The sequence below is a fragment of the Colwellia sp. BRX8-7 genome (assembly GCF_014077275.1).
In the GTDB taxonomy this organism is placed as follows: Bacteria; Pseudomonadota; Gammaproteobacteria; order Enterobacterales; family Alteromonadaceae; genus Colwellia_A.
Window position 1 is genome coordinate 109,483 of sequence record NZ_JACGVP010000009.1, and the last position, 24,765, is coordinate 134,247.

The 24,765-nt window shown below is 38.1% G+C and carries 23 protein-coding genes and 1 other RNA gene; 7 read left to right on the forward strand and 17 right to left on the reverse strand.

The features are described 5' to 3' along the window. Nucleotide 1: 1 nt before the first annotated feature. From H4J57_RS10595 to H4J57_RS10615, 5 genes are read right to left on the reverse strand one after another with little or no spacing between them, the layout of a single operon-like run. On the reverse strand, nt 2-271 hold the full coding sequence (locus H4J57_RS10595; protein ID WP_182176009.1) for a K+/H+ antiporter subunit F: 270 nt from the start codon (nt 269-271) through the stop codon (nt 2-4). Next, nucleotides 265-801, reverse strand: a complete 537-nt coding sequence (locus H4J57_RS10600; protein ID WP_070374295.1) for a Na+/H+ antiporter subunit E — start codon at nt 799-801, stop codon at nt 265-267. Before H4J57_RS10600 ends, H4J57_RS10595 begins: the two co-directional genes overlap by 7 nt. After that, on the reverse strand, nt 801-2,318 hold the full coding sequence (locus H4J57_RS10605; protein WP_182214016.1) for a monovalent cation/H+ antiporter subunit D: 1,518 nt from the start codon (nt 2,316-2,318) through the stop codon (nt 801-803). Before H4J57_RS10605 ends, H4J57_RS10600 begins: the two co-directional genes overlap by 1 nt. Further along, nucleotides 2,315-2,659, reverse strand: a complete 345-nt coding sequence (locus tag H4J57_RS10610) for a Na+/H+ antiporter subunit C (protein WP_070374297.1) — start codon at nt 2,657-2,659, stop codon at nt 2,315-2,317. Before H4J57_RS10610 ends, H4J57_RS10605 begins: the two co-directional genes overlap by 4 nt. After that, nucleotides 2,659-5,448: a monovalent cation/H+ antiporter subunit A gene (locus H4J57_RS10615; RefSeq protein ID WP_182214018.1), complete on the reverse strand. Its 2,790-nt coding sequence runs from the start codon at nt 5,446-5,448 to the stop codon at nt 2,659-2,661. Before H4J57_RS10615 ends, H4J57_RS10610 begins: the two co-directional genes overlap by 1 nt. A 279-nt stretch (nt 5,449-5,727) precedes the next feature. On the opposite strand from H4J57_RS10615, the gene H4J57_RS10620 reads away from it, so the two are divergent. Next, nucleotides 5,728-6,201: an Lrp/AsnC family transcriptional regulator gene (locus H4J57_RS10620; protein WP_070374299.1), complete on the forward strand. Its 474-nt coding sequence runs from the start codon at nt 5,728-5,730 to the stop codon at nt 6,199-6,201. Nucleotides 6,202-6,275: 74 nt separating this feature from the next. On the opposite strand, the gene H4J57_RS10625 is transcribed toward H4J57_RS10620, so the two are convergent. From H4J57_RS10625 to H4J57_RS10645, 5 genes are all read right to left on the reverse strand, one after another. Continuing rightward, a complete protein-coding gene (locus H4J57_RS10625) occupies nt 6,276-6,944 on the reverse strand; it encodes a hypothetical protein (RefSeq protein WP_182242811.1) in 669 nt (222 codons plus the stop codon). Nucleotides 6,945-7,108: 164 nt separating this feature from the next. After that, entirely contained in the window at nt 7,109-8,530 is a 1,422-nt protein-coding gene (locus tag H4J57_RS10630; RefSeq protein ID WP_182242813.1) for a DUF3300 domain-containing protein, read from the reverse strand. A 105-nt stretch (nt 8,531-8,635) separates the two neighbouring features. After that, nucleotides 8,636-9,973 carry an ATP-binding protein gene (locus H4J57_RS10635; protein WP_182242815.1) on the reverse strand — a complete coding sequence of 446 codons (1,338 nt, stop codon included), beginning with the start codon at nt 9,971-9,973 and terminating at the stop codon, nt 8,636-8,638. 26 nt (nt 9,974-9,999) lie between these two features. After that, nucleotides 10,000-10,674, reverse strand: coding sequence for a response regulator transcription factor (locus H4J57_RS10640; RefSeq protein ID WP_070374303.1), 675 nt, complete (start codon nt 10,672-10,674; stop codon nt 10,000-10,002). A gap of 5 nt (nt 10,675-10,679) precedes the next feature. Next, on the reverse strand, nt 10,680-10,967 hold the full coding sequence (locus H4J57_RS10645) for a PepSY domain-containing protein (protein WP_182214025.1): 288 nt from the start codon (nt 10,965-10,967) through the stop codon (nt 10,680-10,682). A 300-nt stretch (nt 10,968-11,267) separates the two neighbouring features. On the opposite strand from H4J57_RS10645, the gene H4J57_RS10650 reads away from it, so the two are divergent. Continuing rightward, nucleotides 11,268-12,116, forward strand: coding sequence for a choice-of-anchor H family protein (locus tag H4J57_RS10650; protein ID WP_182242817.1), 849 nt, complete (start codon nt 11,268-11,270; stop codon nt 12,114-12,116). 95 nt (nt 12,117-12,211) lie between these two features. Here the strand turns inward: H4J57_RS10650 and dnaJ are convergent, their stop codons facing one another. From dnaJ to grpE, 3 genes are all read right to left on the reverse strand, one after another. Then, a complete protein-coding gene (dnaJ, locus tag H4J57_RS10655; protein WP_070374306.1) occupies nt 12,212-13,348 on the reverse strand; it encodes a molecular chaperone DnaJ in 1,137 nt (378 codons plus the stop codon). A gap of 156 nt (nt 13,349-13,504) precedes the next feature. Then, on the reverse strand, nt 13,505-15,418 hold the full coding sequence (dnaK, locus tag H4J57_RS10660; RefSeq protein WP_070374307.1) for a molecular chaperone DnaK: 1,914 nt from the start codon (nt 15,416-15,418) through the stop codon (nt 13,505-13,507). Nucleotides 15,419-15,699: 281 nt separating this feature from the next. Continuing rightward, the gene (gene grpE, locus H4J57_RS10665; protein ID WP_182175999.1) at nt 15,700-16,353 is read right to left on the reverse strand and encodes a nucleotide exchange factor GrpE; all 654 of its coding nucleotides are present in this window, start codon (nt 16,351-16,353) and stop codon (nt 15,700-15,702) included. Nucleotides 16,354-16,808: 455 nt separating this feature from the next. Between grpE and nadK the strand changes: the two genes are divergently transcribed. From nadK to H4J57_RS10680, 3 genes are all read left to right on the forward strand, one after another. Continuing rightward, on the forward strand, nt 16,809-17,690 hold the full coding sequence (gene nadK, locus H4J57_RS10670; protein WP_070374309.1) for an NAD(+) kinase: 882 nt from the start codon (nt 16,809-16,811) through the stop codon (nt 17,688-17,690). A gap of 109 nt (nt 17,691-17,799) precedes the next feature. Further along, entirely contained in the window at nt 17,800-19,488 is a 1,689-nt protein-coding gene (gene recN / locus H4J57_RS10675; protein WP_182242819.1) for a DNA repair protein RecN, read from the forward strand. Between the two features lie 134 nt (nt 19,489-19,622). Further along, nucleotides 19,623-19,970 (forward strand): outer membrane protein assembly factor BamE, encoded by a 348-nt coding sequence (locus H4J57_RS10680; RefSeq protein ID WP_070374311.1) that lies wholly within the window; start codon nt 19,623-19,625, stop codon nt 19,968-19,970. 69 nt (nt 19,971-20,039) lie between these two features. On the opposite strand, the gene H4J57_RS10685 is transcribed toward H4J57_RS10680, so the two are convergent. Together H4J57_RS10685 and H4J57_RS10690 are read right to left on the reverse strand one after the other, a co-directional pair. After that, complete coding sequence (locus H4J57_RS10685; protein ID WP_182222292.1) at nt 20,040-20,420, reverse strand: RnfH family protein; 381 nt, start codon at nt 20,418-20,420, stop codon at nt 20,040-20,042. Continuing rightward, complete coding sequence (locus H4J57_RS10690) at nt 20,413-20,853, reverse strand: SRPBCC family protein (RefSeq protein WP_070374314.1); 441 nt, start codon at nt 20,851-20,853, stop codon at nt 20,413-20,415. The genes H4J57_RS10685 and H4J57_RS10690 overlap by 8 nt, the downstream gene beginning before the upstream one ends. A 150-nt stretch (nt 20,854-21,003) precedes the next feature. On the opposite strand from H4J57_RS10690, the gene smpB reads away from it, so the two are divergent. Both smpB and ssrA read left to right on the forward strand, forming a co-directional pair. Beyond that, complete coding sequence (smpB, locus tag H4J57_RS10695; RefSeq protein ID WP_070377008.1) at nt 21,004-21,486, forward strand: SsrA-binding protein SmpB; 483 nt, start codon at nt 21,004-21,006, stop codon at nt 21,484-21,486. A 94-nt stretch (nt 21,487-21,580) separates the two neighbouring features. Next, nucleotides 21,581-21,930, forward strand: a transfer-messenger RNA (tmRNA) gene (gene ssrA / locus H4J57_RS10700). Between the two features lie 431 nt (nt 21,931-22,361). On the opposite strand, the gene H4J57_RS10705 is transcribed toward ssrA, so the two are convergent. After that, entirely contained in the window at nt 22,362-23,336 is a 975-nt protein-coding gene (locus H4J57_RS10705; protein WP_182242821.1) for a transposase, read from the reverse strand. Between the two features lie 172 nt (nt 23,337-23,508). Continuing rightward, the gene (locus H4J57_RS10710; RefSeq protein ID WP_182242823.1) at nt 23,509-24,258 is read right to left on the reverse strand and encodes a hypothetical protein; all 750 of its coding nucleotides are present in this window, start codon (nt 24,256-24,258) and stop codon (nt 23,509-23,511) included. Between the last annotated feature and the right edge of the window lie 507 nt (nt 24,259-24,765).

A 24,765-nucleotide genomic window follows, 5' to 3' on the forward strand; every position in this document is an offset into this window, starting at 1 on the left:
CTTACTCTATAATATCGCCACGCAGCAAATACTTACATACCGCAACAGTACTAACAAATCCTAACATAGCGATTAACAGCGCTGCTTCAAAATATAATGCAGTGCCCATACTCATACCGTATAAAATGATCAATGCGATTGTATTGATATACATCGTATCGAGTGCAAGTATTCTATCGGGTATAGAAGGTCCCATTAATAAGCGCCATACATTTAATAATAACGACAAACCTATCATAGCAAAAACAATTGAAATCACAGTTTCTAACATTGAAACATCTCCTTAAGAGGCGCTTCATAACGTTGTTTAATCATTTTTATTAAGGCCTGTTCATCTTTTAGATCTAAAACGTGTATTAGCAAAAACTGTTGTTCAAGCTTTTCACCTTCACTCAAGCTTTCTCTCCAAGGGTACACTTCCGCACTGACAGTGCCTGGCGTTAATGAAACAGTACTTGCCAAAATAGTAATGGGCAAACTGTGTGTTAAGTCTAATGGTACTTTAACAAACCCAGGTGTTAGTTTTTTAGTGGGCCCTAATATTAAAATAGCAACCTGAACATTGGCCGTAATAATGTCATATAAAACCAACGCTAAATGGCGTAACGCTAAACCAGGTTTAATAATGATGGGTTGCTTTGTTCTAAACGGGCTAGTCACCAAAGGAATGACTATCGCTAAAGTAGTGGCTAAGAAAATATGCCCTGCTGACAAGCTGTTATTTAACACCAACCAGACAGTAAACAGTACCAGGCTCATTAAAGGAGCGGGTAGCCATTTAAATCGTGTTTCTAATCGCATTACTGTCCTCCTGAAAGGATAAGTTTAATGTTGTTATTAAAATCATGTAACTGGGTAGCTGCACCAATGGCATACTCACTTAATGGTCCAGCAAAAATAGTCATTAATGGTGCACCAGAGATGAGAATAAGCAAGGCGACTAATTGCGCTGGATGAACACGTTCTTGCTTTGTATCAGTGGTTATTTTAGCATGATGATGCCAAAATAAAGTGCTACCAGCTTTAGACACAGCAAATAATATAGCTAAACTTGCAAAAAGATATATTGGCCAAAACACCAAGGTATATTCAGCATTTAAAGTTGCTTTAAGCAGCCATACTTTTCCAATGAAACCAGACAAAGGTGGCATGCCTATCACCGCAATCGCTGCAATCAAAAAACAAGCGCCAAGCAACTTTGGCTGAGAAACAGCAGAGCCTGCAGAAATACGGTCGGCAACATCACCACGTTGGCGACCAATTAAGTCAGCTAAAATAAAGAGTGCTGCTGTAACCAACGTTGAGTGCACTAAGTAATAGATAGCTGCGGAAGTTGCTTCAATAGTTTGTACCGCAACTAATGCAACCAAGGTACCCACCGACACAATCACCAAATTAGCGATTAACTTTCTTAAATCTTTACTGGCTAAAACACCTACCGCGCCCATAGCAATTGTAGCAAGCCCTAACCACCACAACCAACTTTGCGCCATATGAGTTAATTCGCCCGCTTCATCACCAAATATAAGTGTATAAACACGCATCATTGAATAGACACCCACTTTGGTCATAATGGCAAATAATGCCGCGACAACAGGTATTGCTGTTGCATAAGTATTAGGTAACCATAAATGGAGTGGTAGCAAAGCGCCTTTTAAAGCAAATACCACCAATAATAACATCCCACCAATTTTGGCTAAGTAAACATCATCACCTTGTAAAAGTGCTACTTTCTGAGCCATATCAGCCATATTTAGTGTACCTAATACACCATACAAAATCCCTAAAGCAATCAAGAAAATCGCTGAGCCAACCAGATTAAGGATCACGTACTGCAAAGCAACTCGGGTATTTTTTTTATCTCCACCATGCATTAGCAACGAATACGAGGCGATAAGTAATACTTCAAAAAAGACGAATAGATTAAAAGCATCACCGGTTAAGAATGCGCCGTTGACCCCTAAAATTAAAAAATGTACAAGTGGATGAAAAAAACTCCCTTTATCATCATCTCCTGCACTCGCATATAACACACAGACAACACCGAGCAATGTCGTTAAACACACTAATAATGTCGAGAGGGGATCAGCAACGAGTACAATACCAAAGGGTGCACTCCAATCGCCGATAGCATAAACCTGAGTACCATCAGCTTGGACTTTGAGTAGTAAAGCCAATGAGACGGCAAATGTAAAAACGCTGAGTACGACAGAAGCCACTCTTCGGGTACTTTTATTGGAGCCAAAGGGAGGCATCAATAAAATAACACCCGCAAGTATCGGCAATAAAATCGGTAAAAAGGTCAAATTCTGGATCATACGTTTACCTTTTTATCTTTTTCTGGCTGGCCATCTACATGGTCACTGCCTAGATCTGCTCGCCCTCTGATAGCTAAAATAACCACGAAGGCAGTCATTGCAAAACCAATAACTATCGCGGTTAACACTAAAGCTTGTGGCAATGGATCGGTATATTCTGAAGAGGTTCCAAGCACCGCAGCATTATTGATGCTAAGCCGCCCAGATGAAAACAGAAATAAATTAACCGCGTAAGAAAACATCGTTAGCCCTAATACGATAGGGAACGTTCTAGAACGTAAGATTAGAAACACGCCACAAGACACTAAAAGCCCAACGCAGGATGCGTAAAGTAATTCCATTAAATTTTCACCTCTTCTTTAGGCCCGCTAGCTAATTGACCAAGACTTGCCAAAATCATTAATGTCGCGCCTACAACTGTAATATAAACACCCAGATCAAAGATCAGTGCACTGGCAAGTTCAATTTTACCAATAATGGGAATATCGAAATAGTCAAACCACGTAGTCATGAACGGCCTACCAAAGAACCAACTACCCACACCAGTAAATGTCGCAATAGCAATTCCTGAGGCAATAATTTTCCGATAATTAATCGTTAAACGAGTAGATATCCAGGCTGAGCCGTGTGCAATATACTGTAAAATAAAGGCAACTGAGGTCACTAAACCTGCAATAAATCCACCACCGGGAAGATTATGACCACGTAAGAAAATATAAAACGAGATCATTAATGCCAAGGGGAGTAATGACTGAGAAATACTGGCTAATAAAATAGGGTAACGCTCTTTCGCCCATAGTCGCCCTTCACTATCCCTAACAGGAAGAAGTAACGGTAGGTTGATTAAAAGCTTATAAATACCCAGCGCAGCAATACCTAATACGCAAATTTCACCTAAGGTGTCAAAGCCGCGAAAATCAACCAAAATAACATTAACAACGTTGGTACCGCCGCCACCTGTTTTAGCATTGGCTAAGAAGAATTCTGATATTGACTCAAGTGGGCGGGTAATTAATGCATAGCAAATACTCGCGACGACAACCCCTAAAGCAGCAGAGATCCCTAAATCGCGTACCACACGTAAAGAGCTAGACTCTTTGGGTGAATGCTGTGGCAAGAAAAACAAGGCCAGCATCAGTAAAACAATAGTGACGACTTCAACCGTTAATTGCGTTAAGGCTAAATCAGGTGCTGAGAAGCGAGTAAACACGACAGACACCATTAAACCAACAACTGATATCATTAATAACGACACCACTCTTGCACGGTACCAAATCACCGTACTTATTGCGCCAATCATTAATAATGCTGCGCCAATCGCGTTATGAAGATCAATTGGCGTCAATTCTTTTTGCCCGCTTAGTTGGTGCATTTCAAATAATGGCCAACCAGCAAAGATTAAAACAAAAACAAACATTAGCATTAGATAACGTTGTAAAGAACCATTTTCTATGTCGTTTATTTTTCGCTGACTCCACTTTGTGATGAGATATATACTGTCATCAAAAGCCTTCTTGGCATTCAAGTTAGGCATAGATGCCTGAAATTGAAACAGATAACGTCGCTGGGTATACAGAAATAAACCACCGATTACGGCTATAGCACTCATCAAGAGTGGCAAATTAAAACCGTGCCATAACGCAACTTTAAATTCAGGAACATATCCACCGAGTACGGCAAAAGACGCTGCTTTTAAAATGTCATCAATAATAAAGTTAGGGAACACCCCGACGATTAAACATAAAGCGACCAGTATTTCGATAGGCACTCGCATATAACGCGGTGGCTCACTGGGTTGTTTAGGTAAATCTATAGGGTCACCATTAAAGAAAACATCGTGGATAAAGCGAGCTGAGTAAGCCACAGCTAATGCTCCTGCAACGGTAGCAAGTACAGGTATAAGCCAAGACATAGACCCAAGTAATTGTTGATGCAGTGTTTCAGCAAAAAACATTTCTTTAGACAAGAAACCATTTAACAGCGGTACACCCGCCATCGCAGCCGCAGCAACCATGGCTAACGTCGCGGTATAAGGCATAAATCGCCACATACCGTTGAGTTTCCGCATGTCACGCGTACCCGTTTCATGATCAATAATACCCGTTGCCATAAATAATGAAGCTTTAAATATGGCATGATTGATTATATGAAAAATGGCAGCAACAGCGGCAAGCTTAGTGTCCAAACCAAATAATAAAGTGATTAACCCTAAATGACTGATCGTTGAATAGGCTAACAGCCCTTTTAAATCATGTTTAAATAACGCAATATAAGCGCCGAGTAACATGGTAGTTAATCCGGTTAAACTCACCAGAATAAACCATATATCGGTACCCGCTAATGCAGGATAAAAACGCGCTAATAAGAAAATCCCAGCCTTTACCATAGTAGCAGAATGTAGATAAGCACTAACCGGCGTTGGCGCAGCCATAGCATGAGGTAGCCAAAAGTGAAAAGGAAACTGTGCCGATTTTGTGAAAGCGCCCAGTAAGACTAAAATTAGAGTGATTTCATACCAAGCATGCGCTTGAATAATTTCTCTGCTCGCTAAGATCGCATCTAAATTATAACTACCAACGATATTACCCAATAAAAGCAAACCCGCCAGCAATGCTAAACCACCACCACCGGTTACGATTAAGGCCATGATTGCGCCCTTTCGTGCCTCGGGTTTATGCCACCAATAGCTAATTAACAAAAACGAACTAATACTGGTTAGCTCCCAGAAGAACCAGAGCTGAATGATATTATTCGACATGACAATACCAAGCATCGCTGTCATAAATAACATCAAATAAGCATAAAGCTTGGGCATAGAGTCTTTACTACTGAGGTAATAACGGGCATAAAAGATAACTAATATGCCTATTCCTAAGATCATAAATACAAACAACAGCGCTAAGCCATCTAAACGAAAGGCGATATCTATACCCAGTAAAGGGATCCAAGAGATTGTTTCCCTAATAACCTTGCCAGCAAAAATAGCTGGCGCTAAGCTAATCGTCATCAATAATGCAATGATAGGCATTAACAACGTCAACGCAGTTGATTGATTACGTGTTAATTTTCCCGTTCTTGAGGAAATAATACTGCCGAGTAACGATAGCAAGGGTATCCAAAGCAAAGTCATAGAGTAAGCCTTTTTATTTTTATAATTATAAGTAATGACATCGGAACATAGACATAATATGTCGCTAAACTAAATTTAACAACATTATCTCCTTATAAAAGTGTAATTGAAATTAATTTAAAAGCACTTAAGTATAAACTGAATAAAAGTTAAGCGGCGAATATTCGGAAAAGCATTGTTTTTTTCGACGATTGTTTGATTATCAACCACAGTGCATTGGTTAATAAGAGAATAGTCGGTATAGTGTTAATTTACTATATAAATAGAAGACTTACCATAATGAAAAAATTAGATGATATAGATTTACGCATTTTAACCATTTTATATCGCGATGCTGATATCACTAATAAAGAGTTAGCTTCTCAAATAGGGGTGGCACCTTCTACGTGTTTAGAGCGTGTAAAACGTATGAAACATAAAAATATAATTACCGGCGCTTGTATCGAGATTGATTTCAAAAGTTTAGGTGGAAATATAGAAGCCATTGCCGCTATTCGCTTGCAGCCCTATTCTGAAGATATTGTTAACAACCTTCGCGACGATTTACTTAAACTTCCTGAAATTGTTAGCTTATATCACATGGGCGGCAGCTATGATTATTTCATTCATATGTCAGTTAAAGACAGTGAACATTTACGACAGTTTGTCTTCAATGCAATTACCTCAAGAGATGAAGTAACCACCGTAGAAACCTCTCTTATTTTTGAACACAGTCGCAGCGGGGTATTGCCCAACTTTGATGATGAGGACTAATCAGTCTGAGTAATTATGCGATAGTGCTTTAACGCTAGAAGCCTCGTTTTAAAGAAGGCTTCTATTTATAATAATTATTTTTCAAAGTCTTTGCTTTCAAAATAAAGTGGACTTATTGTGCCGCAATTGAGGAACTTATACAGCAGCTCAGTTTCTTTTGGCACAGCTGCTGAAGTACGAAAACGTGGCAAGCACCCTGCTTCTACGTCAATATTTAGTAAGTGTGAAAAGCTAGGTGCTTTTTGAATTTTATGAATATAAATTTTATAATTCTTTTTCAAATCGACAACGTCATACTCTTGCTGATTACTAGAATCCTGTATATCGTCTAGTTCACGAACGTATAATTTTTTAGCAAAGGTCAAGGGTATATTTTCATAAACCAATATTCCCCCTCGAGAAAAATGCCCTGCGTATACATCAGCCATAATGACCATTTCCTCGCCTCGCATCAAACGCTGCAAATTAAAAGGCTTGGCTTTTATCGTCGTTAATTGCCCATCACGTACGGTTTGCAAAAGTGCTAAATCTTTATTCTCAATTTTATATAATAACTGCACATTACTCGGCCTATCATAGGTTGTCATCACCGAAGCATATATAGCAGAGCGCTGAACAAAGAGCACCATATTATGTTCACCCATAAATGAAGGGTCTATTGGTGGCAACTCTTTAACTTCTTCATTAGCAAAGCTGGTTGAATTTAATATAATTAAGAGTAAAACAAGTAAAAGTCTTTTCATTAAAGTTCGCTCGATAAAATGTGTTTGACGTTAGACCAACACGAGTGATTGGTCTAATTATTAAAGGTGATTATAAACCATCTATAAAAAAAGGCTAAATGAATTAACATTCAACCAATTTGTTTTAAAAATACAGCGCTATAAATGTAAAGTGACTAATATCGTTACTTGTCAGTCTTTGAACGCTTTGTTTTAACTATCCTAATTTGTTTATCATGCTTTTCGTTTGAACGCTTTGTTTTAACAATCCTACTTTGTTTATTATGCTTTTCGTTTGAACGCTTTGTTTTAATGACCCTACTTTGGTTATCATGCTTTTTGTTTGAACCTTGTCTTTTAGAACTAATTGAAGTATTAGCAGAACGATAAGTATGCTGCTTGGCACTTTTCTTATCGATGTTAGTGGCAAGCTGTTTGGGCCTTTCTTTATTTACAGTTCGACTCGCTCGGTAAACCTTTTCGGCTTTAGTTTTTTTAGACTGATCATAAGATCTGTGCTGTCTTGTTGTCGGCTTTGATACATGTTTTGATACAGGTTTTGAAAAAGTATTTGTCGCCTTGTCAGTTATACGGTTTACTCGTCGAGCGCTTTCATTGGGCTTGTGCCTTATGGTAGATAGAGCTCGCTTGGTATTACCTTGTAGCTTATTGTGCACGACAGCATGATTTCTATTGCTAGATTCGCTGATCCTTACTCGCTTGTCCTTATACTTAACGCGAGTATGCTTGTTTCGATAAGCCACACCTTTACGGTGAACGGGCTGGTGTCTCCAACGTTTAGCATAGCCACCATTAGCAATTAAGTGACGAGGACGCTGTTCATAGTAGCGATATGAAGAACGACGAGTATTCGCTACAACCACCTGGCGATTATGCCAATGAAAAGCACTAAAAAAATAATCAAACGAAATATGAACGCCAGCATGCCAATAGAAAGGATTGGAGCGACTTACATAAACACTACGCTGAGGTTGCCAGTAAACAGGAGGATAAGATGACCAATGCCAAGCACCATAAACCATGCGTGTATCATAATACGGCACATAAACAATCTCCTTCTCTCTTGCTTCAATAACAATATTACTGTCTTGATAGCTAACCTCCATATTATCCATTTCACCCAGGTTTCCGGCAAGTTGAGCTTGCTTTCTTAACCGTTGAATACTTTCTAATAATATCGACTCATCTTGTAAAAAAGCATCACCAAGCTGTTGAGTCCAGGTTAAATCGTCACTAAGTCGGCTAAGAATACGCTCAAAAGACACTAATGCTTTAACACTGGCATCCCAATTAAAATCTTTTACCGCTTGAGCCACTTGCTCAGTATTTAGTCTTGTGTTTTTCTTTAGCCAGCGATGGGCTTCGATTATTTCAATAGGATAGGTAGCAGCAATTAAAATATGAGTTAATAAGCTGTCGGGATAAAGTGCAATGGGTGCTAGCATTTGTGCTAATTCAGCTTCACTAAATAGCTGCTGCTCTTGTTGCACTTGTTGCTGAAGCGCTGACTGTGAAGGCTGGTACTCAGCGTACAAGTTAAAGCTAACTAAGGCAGCAAAGCTGAATAAAAACGTGACTTTTTTCATCGTTATAATCCTTATGACTAATTCTAGAACACAAAGATAACAACACTAAACTGAACGTAACCTGAACAGCTTTCTCGGCTATTTGTTAACAAAGCCTACAAGGGTTTAAAAGATAAGTGTAAAAACAGCACCATTAAGTGTTGTTGAGTTACTGATGGTTAATTGGCCTTGATAACTACTGACTAAATCATTAACAATAGCTAAACCAATACCATGACCCGCTTGATAGGTGTCTGCTCTGCCACCACGCGATAAAATAATATCGCGTTGAGACGCTTCAATACCCGCGCCATCATCGGCAATTTCAATCGTTAATATTTTTGCAGAACTAATCACGCTAATGGCAATTTTATGCTTAGCCGCTTTACAGGCGTTATCGAGAAGGTTTCCTAAAATTTCCATTAAATCGGCTTCATCACCCTTAAATATAGCACTTGCATCAACATTGACGGCAAATGATAAATTCTTATCATGATATATTTTCGCTAACGTGCTGATTAGCTTGTCAACAACGGGCTTAATTTTTACACCTAAGTGCCATGAAGACTGCCCGGCACTTTGAGCTCTTTTAAGTTGATGTTCAATAATGTTATTAATTAATGTTAATTGTTCACTGGCGCTTGCTGAAATATTCTGTTGGCTTTGAATAACGGCCAGTGGATTTTTAAGGCTATGCGCTAAATCTGACAAGGCATTACGATAGCGTTTTCGTTGGTTCTCTTCCAGTGCCAATAAGGCGTTTAATTGCTGAGTCACCGGTTGTAATTCAAGAGGATAGTTGGCGTCTAGGGCTTTCTTTTGCCCTTTCTCTATATGCTCAAGCTCTTGAGATAATACAGTTAATGGTTTTAAGGTCCATAATAACCAGGCAATTTGTACAAAAACAAAGACAACCATTAATGCCAGCAGCCATGCCCATAATGTTTTTTCAAAGTCATTGAGAGCGCTTAATAAGGCTTGTTGGTCTTTTATCAGATGCAGTGTTATTTCAAAGTCTTGGCCGTTATCAGAAAAACTCGCACTAAAGCTATAAAGTAGATGAGGACTGTCCGCTAGGCTTATTTTTGAAATCAGTGTTTGCCCAACATCAGGCGATGGCAATACCGCCGTTAGAGACAAGGTCAGCAGAGATTGTGATTGCCAAAGTATTTTGTTTTTTATCGCGCCTATTTCCGTTTCTTTTGACCGTTTGGTAATTAAGGCATACAAGCCTGATTGGTTAATATTGAATTGGTTTTCTAGCAAGAGCTCCGGCATTAACAAGAGATTATTTTCAACTTCTGCCACAGTAAAAATAGAATAACTATAGGCTTTTAACTCGTTTTTCAACGCCACATTTAATTGCCGTTCAAAGGCATTCGATAAGGTTAAGCCAATAATAGGCAGCATCACTACCGTCATCGCTAACGTACTTAATAATAATCGAACTTTTAAGGAGTTCATTTACTTGGTATATCCACGTGACCTCATTAATCTAACCGCTTTAATTTATAGCCATGGCCGCGCAACGTTTCGATAAAACCATAGCTATTATCTGGGTCGAGTTTTTTTCTTAAGCGCCTGATAAATACTTCAATAACATTTGAATCGAGATCGAAGTCTTGGTCATAAATATGTTCAGTCAGTGTTGCCTTTGAAGTCACTTCGTCAAGGTGAAGCATCATATACTCAAGTAACTTATATTCTGAACTACTTAACTTTATTGCCTTATTATCAACTTCAACCTGCAAGCTTTTGGTATTAAGACTTAACGGGCCATTCTTTATTAACGGACTTGCTTGCCCTGCAGAACGTCTGATCAGTGCATTTAAGCGGGCGAGTAATTCTTCAGCTTGAAAAGGTTTGGTTAAATAATCATCGGCTCCAGCATCTAAGCCAGCCACTTTATCCTGCCAACTATCTCTTGCAGTTAACACCAAAATGGGAAAGTCGATATTTTTTTCACGCAGAGATCTAATCACACTGATACCGTCTATTATAGGTAAACCAACATCTATAATAGCAGCGTCGTATGGATATTCTTGCCCTTGAAATAAGCCTGTTTCGCCATCACTCGCCACATCGACTAGATAATGAGCGGCAGTTAAATGGGCATATAGGTTTTGCTGTAAAGCAATATCGTCTTCAATAAATAACAACCGCATAGTGATCACCCTCCATTAATCTTCCCTGTCTTAGCATCAACATAAATAGAAATGATATGACCATCAGTTTTAATTAATTTTACCCGATAACCCGACTTTTTATTCTCAACTTTTAACACTTTTCCACCAAAACGACTTTTAGCTAATTTTGCGGCATCTTTACTACTTTTCACTTTCAACTGTTGCTGATTATTTTTTTGCATATTACTTGCTGATACACCCGTTCCTTGAGCCATTGCATCAATAGAAAGTGTAGCGATAAAAAGAAAAACTAACGGTAAAGCAAATTTCATGGTTATTCCAAAGACAAAGTTAAAAGTGAGTCTAACTATACATAGCCATAGCTTATTTAAAATTATAAACCTTAGCAACTGAATATCAGCTGAACATTCCTTTAAAGCCGCTATATCGATTTTATAACGAGGGGTAACTAGAGTTCCCACTGATAAATCAACAGATATATCATAGCTTACCAGTGAACTACTCGGCACTAAAGTACCGAGTTTTCTCGACGGTACTGATAAAGTGTTCAGCTTACATTCATCTTTACTGCGCTTTAATAGCACCACTAAACAAAGCAGGTAGGATATATTATGTTAATAAATAATAAAGCAGCGAAGTCAGTTCGTGCGAATTCACTTAAAAAAATAATGTTATTGATAACCTTTAGCATATTACCTTTAACTTATGTCACTGCCAGCGAATTAAAGGTTTTACCCGCTAGTGTTTCTCAAGGAGCACTTAAACACAATATCACTGAGTCACAGCGAAAAAAAATAATTGCAACGAATAAGCTAGCCGAGCTATCCGATCAAGTCAGCGGCAAAGCGAATGCTCACATAAGAGGCTCTACACTTAATAATCAAGCCAAGAGCACTGCACAAGCAAAAAGTGGTGAAGCCATACAAAAAGTGAGTAACCACTATGATCAGCAGTTCACTATTTATAGTGCGGCGAGTTTTCTGCAAGAAGATTATGACAGAGATGGCTATTATCAAACTTTCAGTGTGACTTTTGATGCAGACGTATATAGCTATAGCGAAAATCACCTCGCCGAAGTGTATGCTTTACTCTATCTCAGTAAAAATGGTGGCCCTTGGCAGCACTATTTCACCACAGATAATTTTCTTATAGAAGGCGACACTGATGCCGATGAATACGAAGTAATTTCTACATTTATGTCTGGCTATGAAAGTGATCACTACGATGTGTTAATCGACTTATATCAAGTCGGTTATCAGGGTATTGCTGCGAGTTACAGTGCGGATGACAGTAACGCGTTATACGCACTGCCGTTAGAGAGTGCTGAGTATGACCAGGCTTATACTGAAGTCATCGAAGTAATAGAAGTCGTCGAGATCAGACAAACTCATGGCGGCAGTCTGTTTAGCTTATTATTGGTATTACTCAGTGGTCTACTTATGCGAGTAAAGCGCCATTAATCATTAGCCAGAAAAACAAAAAAGCCACAAACAAGTTTGTGGCTTTTTTAATGTCTATATTTCAACAAACTTTTAGCTCATCGAATGGCAGTACTTTAGCTTTTCAGGTCATCAAAAAACTTTTTAACGCCATCAAAGAAACCGGTCTCTTTAGGGCTATGCTTTATGGTGCTTTTACCCATTTTTTCGTCTAACTGACGTAATAAATCTGCTTGATCGCCAGACAAGTTAACCGGTGTTTCTAGAACAACTTTACACATTAAGTCGCCTATTGAGTGGCTGCGTACTGATTTAACACCTTTACCACGTAAACGGAACATTTTACCCGTTTGCGTTTCTTTAGGTATTTTCAGCTTCACTTTACCTTCAAGTGTTGGTACTTCTATTTCGCCACCCAATGCTGCTGTGGTGAAGCTAATAGGCACTTCACAATAAAGGTTGTTTTCATCACGGACAAATATTTTATGATCACGTACATTTGCTTGTACATATAAATCACCTGCAGGTGCACCATGTTCACCAGCTTCACCTTCGCCTGACAAGCGAATTCTGTCACCTGTATCTACACCTGGCGGTATTTTCACTGAAAGTGTTTTGGTTTTTTCAACTCGGCCTTGACCGCGACATGAGGTACAAGGGCTAGCAATAACTTTACCTTTACCACTACATGTTGGACAAGTCTGTTGAACAGCAAACAAACCTTGACGCATTTGTACCTGGCCATGACCATGACAAGTTGTACAAGATTTTGCACTGGTACCTTTTTTAGCGCCAGAACCATCACAAGGCTCACAACTAACAAAAGTTGGTACTTTAATTTCTAAGGTTTTACCCCGAACAGCATCTTCAAGACTTAACTCTAGGTTGTAGCGAAGATCTGAACCTCGTTGTTGACGTTGCTGACGTCCGCCACCGCGGCCACCACCAAAAATATCACCAAAAATATCACCAAAATCTTGACCGAAGCCTCCACCACCATGACCACCGCCACCGCCATGACCACCTTGTTCAAATGCAGCATGACCATATTGGTCAAAAGCAGCACGCTTTTGGTCGTCATTTAGAATTTCATAAGCTTCTTTAACTTCTTTAAATAGCTCTTCTTTGTCTTTATCACCGGCATTACGGTCAGGATGAAGCTTCATCGCTAAACGTTTGTAGGCTTTTTTGATATCACGCTCAGACGCATCTTTTGATACTTCTAGCACTTCATAATAATCGCGTTTTGACATAGTGACTTCTTTTAACTGGTGTTGAAATTTTAGATATTAATTAAGTAAAATGACATTATAAATAGTTAGCTATTTTCAATGGCATTTTATAACGATTTTTAACGTAAGAAGCGCTGGTGTTTAAACCAGCGCTTATATATTTTCCGTTATTGAAGACTATTTGTCTTCTTTAACTTCTTCAAATTCAGCGTCAACAACATCGTCGTCAGCTGGCGCAGCGCCGTCTGATTCAGGAGCGCCTTCTTGAGCACCGGCTTTCGCTTGAGCAATTTCCATTAACTTAGCTGATGCTTCGATAACGGCTTGAGATTTAGCTTCAATCGCTTCTTTATCGTCGCCTTTGATCTCAGTTTCAAGTTCAGTTAATGCTGTTTCAATTTTTTCTTTGTCTTCGCTTGGTAAGTCATCGCCCGCTTCTACAATTTGCTTGCGAGTGGTATGAACTAGACCGTCAGCTTGGTTACGTGCTTTAACTAATTCTTCAAACTTAGCATCTTCATCAGCGTTAGCTTCTGCGTCACGTACCATTTGTTCTACTTCTTCATCAGATAAGCCAGAAGAAGCTTTAATGGTAATCTTCTGTTCTTTACCTGTGTTCTTATCTTTAGCTGTTACGTGTAAAATACCATCAGCATCAATATCGAAAGTTACTTCAATCTGTGGTGTTCCACGTGGTGCTGCATCGATACCTTCAAGGTTAAATTGCCCTAAAGATTTGTTTGCAGACGCTTGCTTACGCTCACCTTGAACAACATGAACCGTTACCGCAGCTTGATTATCGTCAGCTGTAGAAAAGGTTTGTGACTGTTTAGTTGGGATAGTGGTGTTTTTATCGATAACTTTCGTCATCACGCCGCCCATTGTTTCGATACCTAATGATAATGGCGTAACGTCTAATAAAAGTACGTCAGTTACATCACCAGAAAGAACACCTGCTTGTATTGCTGCACCAGCGGCAACGGCTTCATCAGGGTTAACATCTTTACGAGGTTCTTTACCGAAAAATTCTGTTACTGCTTTTTGTACCATTGGCATGCGTGACTGACCACCAACTAAGATAACATCATTGATATCACTTACTGATAAGTCTGCGTCTTTAAGCGCTTGTGCTAATGGTATTAACGTTGCTTTAACCATGTCTTCAACTAAAGACTCTAATTTAGCACGCGTTACTTTAATGTTCATGTGCTTAGGGCCGCTGCCGTCAGCTGTGATGTAAGGTAAGTTAACATCTGTTTGTTGTGCTGAAGAAAGTTCACATTTAGCTTTTTCTGCTGCTTCTTTCAAACGCTGCATTGCAAGAGGATCAGTCGTTAAATCCATACCTTGGTCTTTCTTAAATTCAGCAACAAGATAGTTGATTAAACGGTTATCAAAATCTTCACCACCTAAGTGAGTATCACCGTTAGTCGCTAATACTTCAAACGTGTGCTCGCCTTCAACTTCATCAATTTCAATAATTGAAATATCGAAAGTACCACCACCTAAGTCGTAAACAGCAATAACTTTATCGCCTTCTTGCTTGTCCATGCCGTAAGCAAGAGCAGCAGCAGTTGGCTCATTGATAATACGTTTAACTTCAAGACCAGCAATACGACCCGCATCTTTAGTTGCTTGGCGTTGTGAATCATTGAAGTAAGCAGGAACTGTGATTACTGCTTCTGTTACTGCTTCGCCTAAAAAGTCTTCAGCAGTTTTTTTCATTTTCTTTAAAACTTCAGCTGAAACTTGTGGTGGTGCAACGTTCTTATCACGTGTTGTAACCCAAGCATCACCGTTGTCAGCTTTAACAATACCAAAAGGCATAATTTTAATATCACGCTGAACTTCTTCGTCTTCAAAGCGACGACCAATTAAACGCTTAATGGCGTATAATGTATTTTTTGGGTTTGTAACAGATTGGCGTTTAGCAGGTTGACCTACTAACGTTTCGCCATCTTCTGTGTATGCAATAATTGAAGGAGTTGTACGATCGCCTTCTGCATTTTCAATTACACGTGCTTTGCCGCCATCTAGTACAGCAACACAAGAGTTTGTTGTCCCTAGGTCAATACCGATTATTTTGCCCATCTTGAGGATCTCCGAATACTAATTAAAATAAAGCTTATTAAAATAAGATTTTTTAATAAACCTGTTGATGAAACAAATAGTGGGGGCAGTAAAATCCTTTTCAACTAATTTCCAAGAAAAAAAGTAAATTTATTTCATTATTTAGCTATTTATGAAGATTTTTTTGTTGTTTCTCACCGATAGCGATAAAACACCCTAATAAAACTTATTTGCCTGCTAAAAACAAAAAAGCGGTAAGAAGTTTTATAGAAACTTCTTACCGCTTTTTTTAATGATATTTTTTATGCTGTGGTATCAACTACCGGAGCAGATTTAGAAACCATTACCATCGCTGGACGAATTAAACGGCCATTGAGTTCATAACCTTTTTGCATCACAGCAATAACGGTATTTGGCGCAACGCCCGGAACTTCTTGCATAGACATCGCTTGATGCAATTCAGGATTAAAAGGTTGGTCTTGTGGATCAACACCTTTAACGCCAAATTTTTCTAACGAAGCAATTAAACCTTGTAGGGTTAATTCAAGACCTTCAATAATGCCGGTATTGTTTTCATCTTCTTTATCTATATTCTGCAAAGCACGTTCTAAATTGTCTACTGACACTAACATTTCAGCAGCAAATTTTTCTAAAGCAAATTTACGTGCTTTATCGACGTCTTGTGCGCTACGGCGGCGAATATTATCAACTTCTGCTTTAGCACGAACCACAGAATCTTTTTGATCTGCGATAGTGGTTTGCGCTGAAGAAAGGCTTAACTCAAGTTCGTTAATCTTTTCTTGCTCGGCACTAATCACTTCATGGGCATGAATATGTTGAACTTCGACTTGCTCTTCAGCTTGGTCGATAATTTCTTGCGCCATAATTTCTTCGGGCGTTAAAGCTTCTGTTGATGCTTCAGCTGTATTTTTATTTTCTGTTGACTCATTAGTCATGAAAGCTCCAAAATAAACTAATAATATATTTAACAATATAAAGGTTATATAAATCTGATAACGGTAATTATGGGGACTTCTTGCTACGATTCAAGCTTAAATACAATTTAATTAAGTTTGTTGTTACTGAGCGCTGGTCAGCGTTTTGAGAACAAATATCATTTTTTTATATATAGTCATTCTATTTAAAAGCAATTACCTGCAGTTATCCAATCGTTTAAAAACGCTTAAACCTCCACTTTAAAAGGCTTACAGCCTACATTATTTGTTTCGAATAAATAAGCATTCTCTTCAATTAATGCCTTAACCCTAAATCTTCTAAATCTCGATGAAAGCGAAAAATTTAATAAAAATGGTAGTCAGTAAATGATTTATAAAAAAGTCAACTTTACAAGCCATGAAAATACAGCGAAACTATTATTAATCCTAAGATACAAACAACTTACTGCGTAGACATGAGCAAAATTTATAACACCATAGGTTTAATAGGCAAACCAAATCACGAAGGAGCCGGCGCAACAATAACAGCGCTCTATCAATTTCTTACCGGACAAGGTTATCAGGTATTAATTGAAAGCTCAGTTGCCCCATCAATCGATATCGATAATCTAACGATTAGTACCCTAGTAGAAATTGGTGAACAAGCTGACCTGGCTATAGTCGTGGGCGGTGATGGTTATATGTTAGGTGCCGCGAGGGTTTTATCATGTTTTGATATCGGTGTTATTGGTGTAAACAGAGGGAACTTAGGCTTTCTTACCGATTTATCGCCCGATGAATTAATTGAACCACTTGAGAAAATTTTACGTGGCGAGTCGCGCGCTGAGCAACGTTTTATTATTGAAGCAGAAGTTTATCGCCACGGAAAATTAAAAAGCTCTAACAGTGCGGTCAATGAAGCAGTGCTACACGCAGGAAAAGTAGCAAGCATGATTGAATTTGAAGTTTACATTGATGGTAGCTTTATGTTCAGCCAACGCTCTGATGGCTTAATCGTGTCAACACCTACTGGCTCAACCGCCTATTCAATGTCGGCAGGTGGTCCAATTTTAACACCCAATTTAAATGCCTTATCTTTAGTGCCGATGTTTCCACACACCCTAACCAGTAGACCCATAGTCGTCGACGGCAATAGTGAAATAAAATTATTACTCGCCAATGAGAACTATGAAAGCTTACAAGTAAGTTGTGATGGCCATGTTATTTTAGCGGTATTACCAGGTGATGAAGTTATTATCAGAAAAAGTGAATATACGCTGCGATTAGTTCATCCACTAGACCATGACTACTTTAATGTACTGCGAAGTAAATTAAGTTGGGGCAATAAGCTTTATTAATTTTTAACAAATTCAAGCTGTTGAATTTTTATTCGATTAACACTTGCACAAAACCACTTTACTGTATAAATTAACAGTTATACATATTTATACAGTGAATTGGTTTCTCATGCTTTTACATCTTAACATTCAAAACTTCGCCATTGTGCGCTCCCTAGATATAGATTGGCGCAAAGGTATGACAACCATCACCGGAGAAACAGGTGCGGGTAAATCGATAGCTATTGATGCCTTAGGTTTATGTTTAGGCGATAGAGCGCTCACTAATGTTGTAAGACCCAATACTAAAAAAGCAGAGTTAGCCGCAACCTTTGATATCAACAAAAACATTTCCGCACAAAAATGGCTTAAAAAAAATGGCCTATCCCTAACAGACGAACACGATGCTGAGTTAGATTGTGAATGTATTTTACGCCGAGTAATATCAGCTGAAGGACGCTCAAAGGCTTACATTAACGGTAGCCAAGTTCCGCTTGCCCAACTTAAAGATATCGCACAATTTTTAATAAGTATTCATGGCCAACACGATCACCAACTCATTGTTAAGCCGGCTCAACAGCGTAAAATACTTGATGAGTATGCCGATCATCAGCACTTATTAGACGACGTTCAATATTACTATCAGCAATGGCGAAATCTCAATACAGAACTAAAACAGTTACAAGAAAGTAAAGAGCAACGCGAAGCAAAACTGCAGTTATTACAATACCAAGTGACCGAGCTAGACGAATTTTCACTACAAACGGGTGAGTTTCAAATTCTAGAAAGTGATTACAAACGTCATAGTAACGGTCAGTCATTATTGACCGGAACTTTGAAAGCATTGCAAACTTTATCTGAAAACGAAAATCACAATATTTCAGACAGCCTAAGAAACAACTGCGAACAGTTGAATGACTTAGTTCATATGGATCCTAAGTTAGCAAATATTGCTAACACCTTGAGCGAAGCACTTATTCTTGTTGAAGATGCTAATGATGAGCTAAAGCACTACTACGATAAGCTTGAACTCGATCCAGAAGCTTATCAAATGATTGAAGACCGCTACTCGCTCGCCATTCAACTTGCTAAAAAACATCAAGTGGCACCCGAGCATTTGCCAACGTTACACTTAGAGATAAAACAAGCCTTACATGTCATAAATTCAGACGGTTCAAGACTAGATACAGCATACGTAGACATTGAAAAAGCTAAAGTACATTACCTACAATCTGCTCAGGCATTATCAACATCAAGAGTAAAATCGGCTAAAAGACTCAGTAAAAAAATCACACTGAGCATGAAAGAGCTCAATATGAACAACGGCATATTTGACGTATCAGTACAGCAAGTTAATGTTGAAGCTTTATCGCCGTTTGGCCTTGATGAAATAAACTTTCTCATTAGCCTTAACCCAGGGCAAAAATTAGAAGCGATGAACAAAGTTGCTTCTGGTGGCGAATTATCACGCATTAGTTTAGCCATGCAGGTTATTTTGGCTGACAAGGTGATCACACCGACCTTAATATTTGATGAAGTTGATGTCGGTATTAGTGGCCCAACAGCGGCAATGGTCGGTAGCAAGCTACAAGAATTAGCACAAAACACCCAAGTTATCTGTGTAACACATTTACCACAAGTCGCTTGCAAAGGGCATCAACAGTTATTTGTCAGTAAATTAACCGATGGCGAGTTTACAGAAACAAAAGTAACGGAACTAAGTGCTAATGGCAGAGTCCAAGAAATTGCTCGCTTATTAGCGGGAAATAAAATAACAGATAACAGCTTGGCTAATGCTCAAGAGTTACTTGCCGGTTAATAAATTAATTTTAGCGTTAAGTAAATAACCTGAGTTGAGGCACAAAGGTGCAAAATAAATTGAAAATAGTTTTGTATCTCTTCGCGGGCTTAGTTATCATCCCCATTCGAACTTATTAGGATAAATGAAAAAACATGTTATTTCGCATTTTAGCCATTACTATTGCCCTATCTCTTTCTGCCTGCTCAAGCTGGGTCTATCGTTTTGACATTCCTCAGGGAAACTTTTTAGAACAAAAAGATATCGACAAGCTTCAAATTGGCATGACTAAAGAACAAGTAAAATTTGTACTTGGTAGCCCTGTTGTTAACGATGCATTTGGCAATGATACATTGCACTATGTTTACTTATTAAAATCAGGTCGAAGTGAAGAGTTTAACGTTAAGAAGAAATTTATCCTCTATTTTGATAATGAATTATTAGCCAGCGCAGAAGGTGACTTTGTCTTAGGTGACAACTTTTACGTTCCTATGGTTAACTAATAAATATTTTTAGTCCCATAAAAAAACGGCCTTAATAGCCGTTTTTTTTACTTTAAATTTTGCGAATTTTTAGCTGGCTTTATTTCGACGCGGGTCAACACGACCACCGGTAACTTTATCGGCACGCCCTTCATCTTTTGCTTTTTCAGCTCGGCGTTTTCTAACCTCTTTTGGGTCAGCAATTAAAGGTCGATATATTTCAATACGATCTAAATCTCGTAAAGTATCCGTTAACTTAGCGGCTCGATTCCAAATACCGACATTATTTACGGTTAAGTCTATTTCTTCAAAAACAGATAAAATGCCTGAAGCAATAATACCTTGCTCTAACAAGGTACCTTCATCGACTAAAAGCGTTAATAACTCTTGTCTATCAGGTAGTCCATAAACAACTTCTATTTGTATTTTACGTTGAGCAAGTTCTTGCTCTATCTCTATGTTATCAACCATTAGAATGATAAACCTCTTTAGCTCTTTGTGTAAAAGCTTGTACCATATTATTGGTCAAACTTGTAAAAACACGGCCAAATGCCAAATCGAATACTTTACTCGAAAACTCATACTCTAAATGCAAACTAATCTTACAAGCTTCTTCAGATAATTCAGTTAGTTGCCAGTAACCCGTCAACTTTTTAAAAGGACCGTCAACTAAATCGAGTTGCACTTTATTATTACCAATCAAGGTATTCTTGGTGGTAAACCATTTTTTTAGAACCCCCTTCGAAACCATCAAAGCAGCTGTAACTTCATTACCTTGCTGAGAAATTATCTTACTGTCACCACAATTTGGGATAAATTGAGGATAAGCAACAATATCATTAATTAATTGATACATTTGGTCAACGCTATACATCACTAAAGCGCTGCGACTAATTACGGGCATTTATTTTCCTCAACTTTAAAGGGTAATGATAACAAAGCCGTGAGCAAAAGGCATTAAACAGAAAAATTGAAATTAATCATTCAAATATCAATAATTCTCCGTATAATGTTTGCGATTGCTATTTTTGATGGCAAACAAAATGGAAATATAATGGCACAGAAAAAAAAATCAAACAGCAATACTATTGCGTTAAACAAAAAAGCTCGTCATAACTATTCTTTAACTGATAAGTTTGAAGGTGGGATGAGCCTGCAGGGTTGGGAAATTAAAAGTATCCGTAGCGGAAAAGTTAATATTTCTGATTGTTATGTACACGTAAAAAACGGTGAAGCTTATTTACTGGGTGCTGAAATAATGCCGCTCAATGCTGCTTCTAGTCACGTAGTATGCGAACCTAATCGTGACCGCAAGTTACTGTTGAATCGACGTGAATTAGAGAAAATAACCGCAGCTGTAGAGCGTGATGGTTATTCATTAATTGCCACGGCGATGTATTGGAAAGCAAATTGGGTCAAACTCGAATTTTATTTGGGTAAAGGTAAGAAAGACCATGATAAGCGTTCTGATATCAAAGACAGAGAATGGGCTGTTGATAAAGGCCGATTAATGAAAAATAAGAATTTAGATCGATAACAAGTTAACAATTAACACGTTGTTTATTTAAAAGAAGCGCTGTACAATGCGCTTTATAGACTGAATAAGTTTATAATTAAGATGAAAAAACTTTGGGGCGGATCTAGGATTCGACAAGATTCATGAAACCCGAGGTGCATGCCCAGGGGCGGTTTGCCTGGTAAAAAGCCGCAAAACTATAATTGCAAACGACGATACGTTCGCACTAGCCGCTTAGGCTAGCCATCGCCTCAAAAATTCTCCTATTGTTTAGAGGATCGATGGTCACCCCAAATAGGATAGCGAGGGAAGCACGCTTAAGGCTGAACCGCGAAATAGTATTAAGCTCACCATGACGAAGCCTGTCGATTGGCGTCTAATTGGTTAAACAAATAATCGACTAAGCATGTAGTACCAAGGATGTAGGCTTTTTGGACGGGGGTTCGATTCCCCCCCGCTCCACCAAATAAAGACCTTTTTAATCCATTAGTTATACCTAGTAACTTTTAGATTTGGCGATAAACAATCCACCGTTTATGATAAGAAACCGCTTAATTGCGGTTTTTTTATATCTAAAATCCCCTCCCCCTAGATTTTAGCCTTCATAACTTGGACACCCATTATAATAACTCAAGAAGAATTATTTGATACAGCTTCCATATCTTGGACATCCATTATAAAAATTTAAGAAAATTATTGGATACAAACATTTAAATGCTTCCAGAATTTATACGCAAACCTATCGAGTAGTTGAATAAAACTTATAATATTATCGAAGAAGTTTACATATGACGGGAATTCCTGTTTATGGGGATTTAAAGCACACTTAACGATAGACGTTTTGAGCCCATAGTTTATTACATATTATTTCACAAAATAACTATGCTAAAAAATAACTATGCTAATAGTTTTTCGCAGCATGTTATATTTTGTCGTCGTTTAAATTCATGGTGTTCATAATAAGCCGTTAACGAATCCCTATTGCCTATAGCGCCATGAAACAAGCGTCTAAAATCTTTTGTGAGTGTTAACCAGTTGTCGGTGTTGATACGTAAACGTCGTAATAATTTTGGCTTGCTTTGAACAATATAATCTTTTTTACTTTCTTTTATACAACGCCCTGTTAGTTTGACTAATTGCAGGTAATCCGTTAATTCAAAAGGTAGGCCTTTAGGCATATTAGCTTTGGGATCACCAACAAAAGGCATCAGGTTTTTGGGTTGCTTACCCTTTATAGCTTCGATGGCACGCTTTTTTACACTTGTGTATAGTGAACTCTCTGGCGTATCTGCCATACCGGCTCTAACAGGGTTTAAATCAACATAGGCCATGCAGGCTAAAATCGCTGATTCATCGAGTAAAGCTTGTGACTTAAAGCGCCCTTCCCAAAACCGGCCGGTGCAATTATCTTCTTGATTGGCTTGTCTCGCAATACGCTCATTAAGAACACGCATAAACCAACTTATATCCATTAATCGACTGCGATAGCAGGCTACCGTATTTTTTAATGTTGGAAGTAAGTATTCGGCAATCAATTCACCACGGCAATATTGTTGCGTTAAAAAAGTGCCTTTAAATATTTTATGCCAACGCTGTAAGACTTCTTCTGTCGACCATGATTCAGCGCTTAGCTCATCAATAAACAGCACTAAGTGACTATGATTACTCATAACCGCATAAGCACATACATCAATAGCGAAAACTTGACTTAAACTAAGTAACTTATCTTCAATCCAGCCTCTGCGGTGCTCAAAACTCTTACCTGTGAGTCTATCGTCACCGCAAAGAAAAGCTCGGCGAACACAGCGAGAAATGCAGTGGTAATATGGGGTATCAACTAAACTAATCAGTTTTTTTCTGGCAGTAGTCATAAAGAAAATCCTTTTACTTTGACTCTTATAGTAAGCCTAGTAGAGAGAATGCTATCTTTCAAATTAACTATGGGTGTCCTGATTAATCCTTGTAAGCCTAGTAGAGAGAATGCTATCTTTCAAATTAACTATGGGTGTCCTGATTAATCCTTTTGAGTGATTTGTTAGAAATTTAATTGGGCGCGCTGTCTAATTCTAAAACTAATTTTTCTATTCTTTTATTTATTTCAGAATCATTTCCACCTCTAGCTTTTAATTTATTTCCTTGAATCTCCAACCTTGAAATCATGTCTTCTATTTCAGATTTACTACGTTTTCTTTGATCAAGTGCTTTTGTTACCTCTAGTAGTCCATAGTAGAAAGAACAACGGTTTTGATAATTATATATATCACGTAAACCTTTTTTAACTGAATAGTCCTCAAAGCTAGAATTCATTCCTATTGAAATAACTGCATATTGTTTTTCTCTCGCTGATATCGTAGCTCGGACTATTGTTGTACCTATCGATTTAGCATAGACCTCTTCGTTAACCAGAGAGCGTGTGGAATTAGTAAAGGCAGCTCCGGCAGCTAGTGCTGCTTTAGTGCTTTCACCTCCAACAACAGTACCAACAGCTGAGAGAAGGGTAGATAAAGTTCCAGTAGATACGTTCCAAGTATTTAAACCCGCCAGTATTGATGATTGATGACGAGCGCACGATCTATCAGAAATTGTAAGTAGATCTTCGAGTAGTGCATTTCTTTTTACTTTATCTGTAACTGCCTTTACTCTTTTTTGTAATTTTTTTACATCGACAATATCTTCTTCCTCGTCTAATAAATCAGATTGTTGCAGAAATAATGGATCCGCTTCGTAGTACCCCGAAATAGCAGAGCAGCCTGAAGCTGATATAGCTAAAAATAAACACATTAAAATTTTCAAAACGACACTCCTTTCGTTGCTTAATTTTCTAAAAGCTTATTATGTAGACTTCTCAGTAAATTACGACATTGAATAATCTATAATGCATAACAATGCGATAAGATGTATCAACATAACAAGTAATTAGTTTTAAAAGCTAAATTAAACTCTATAAAAGTATTCCAGTCTTCAAGCAATTTATTAAATTCTTTTAATTGATTTTTTGTGGCTGTTTGTTAAAGGCTTTTTCAGAGAGGGAGTTTAAGCGATCGAATTCATCAGTAGTCATCATAAACATTCCCTGTTAGCTGCTAACTTATTATGACCAAAATATGAACAATGTCAAAATTTATACTTTTTCTTTGTATTTTTAGCCTTAAAGACAAGTTTTGAAAGACAGCGGTTGTGATAGAAAATGCTGACTTGTTGACCTTGGGTGATGATAGGAAATCAATGAAGTTTCGTGCGCCTTGATATTATTGATTGCTTAGCGTGTATTGGCTCGTTAAGCATCACAAGCTAATTTGC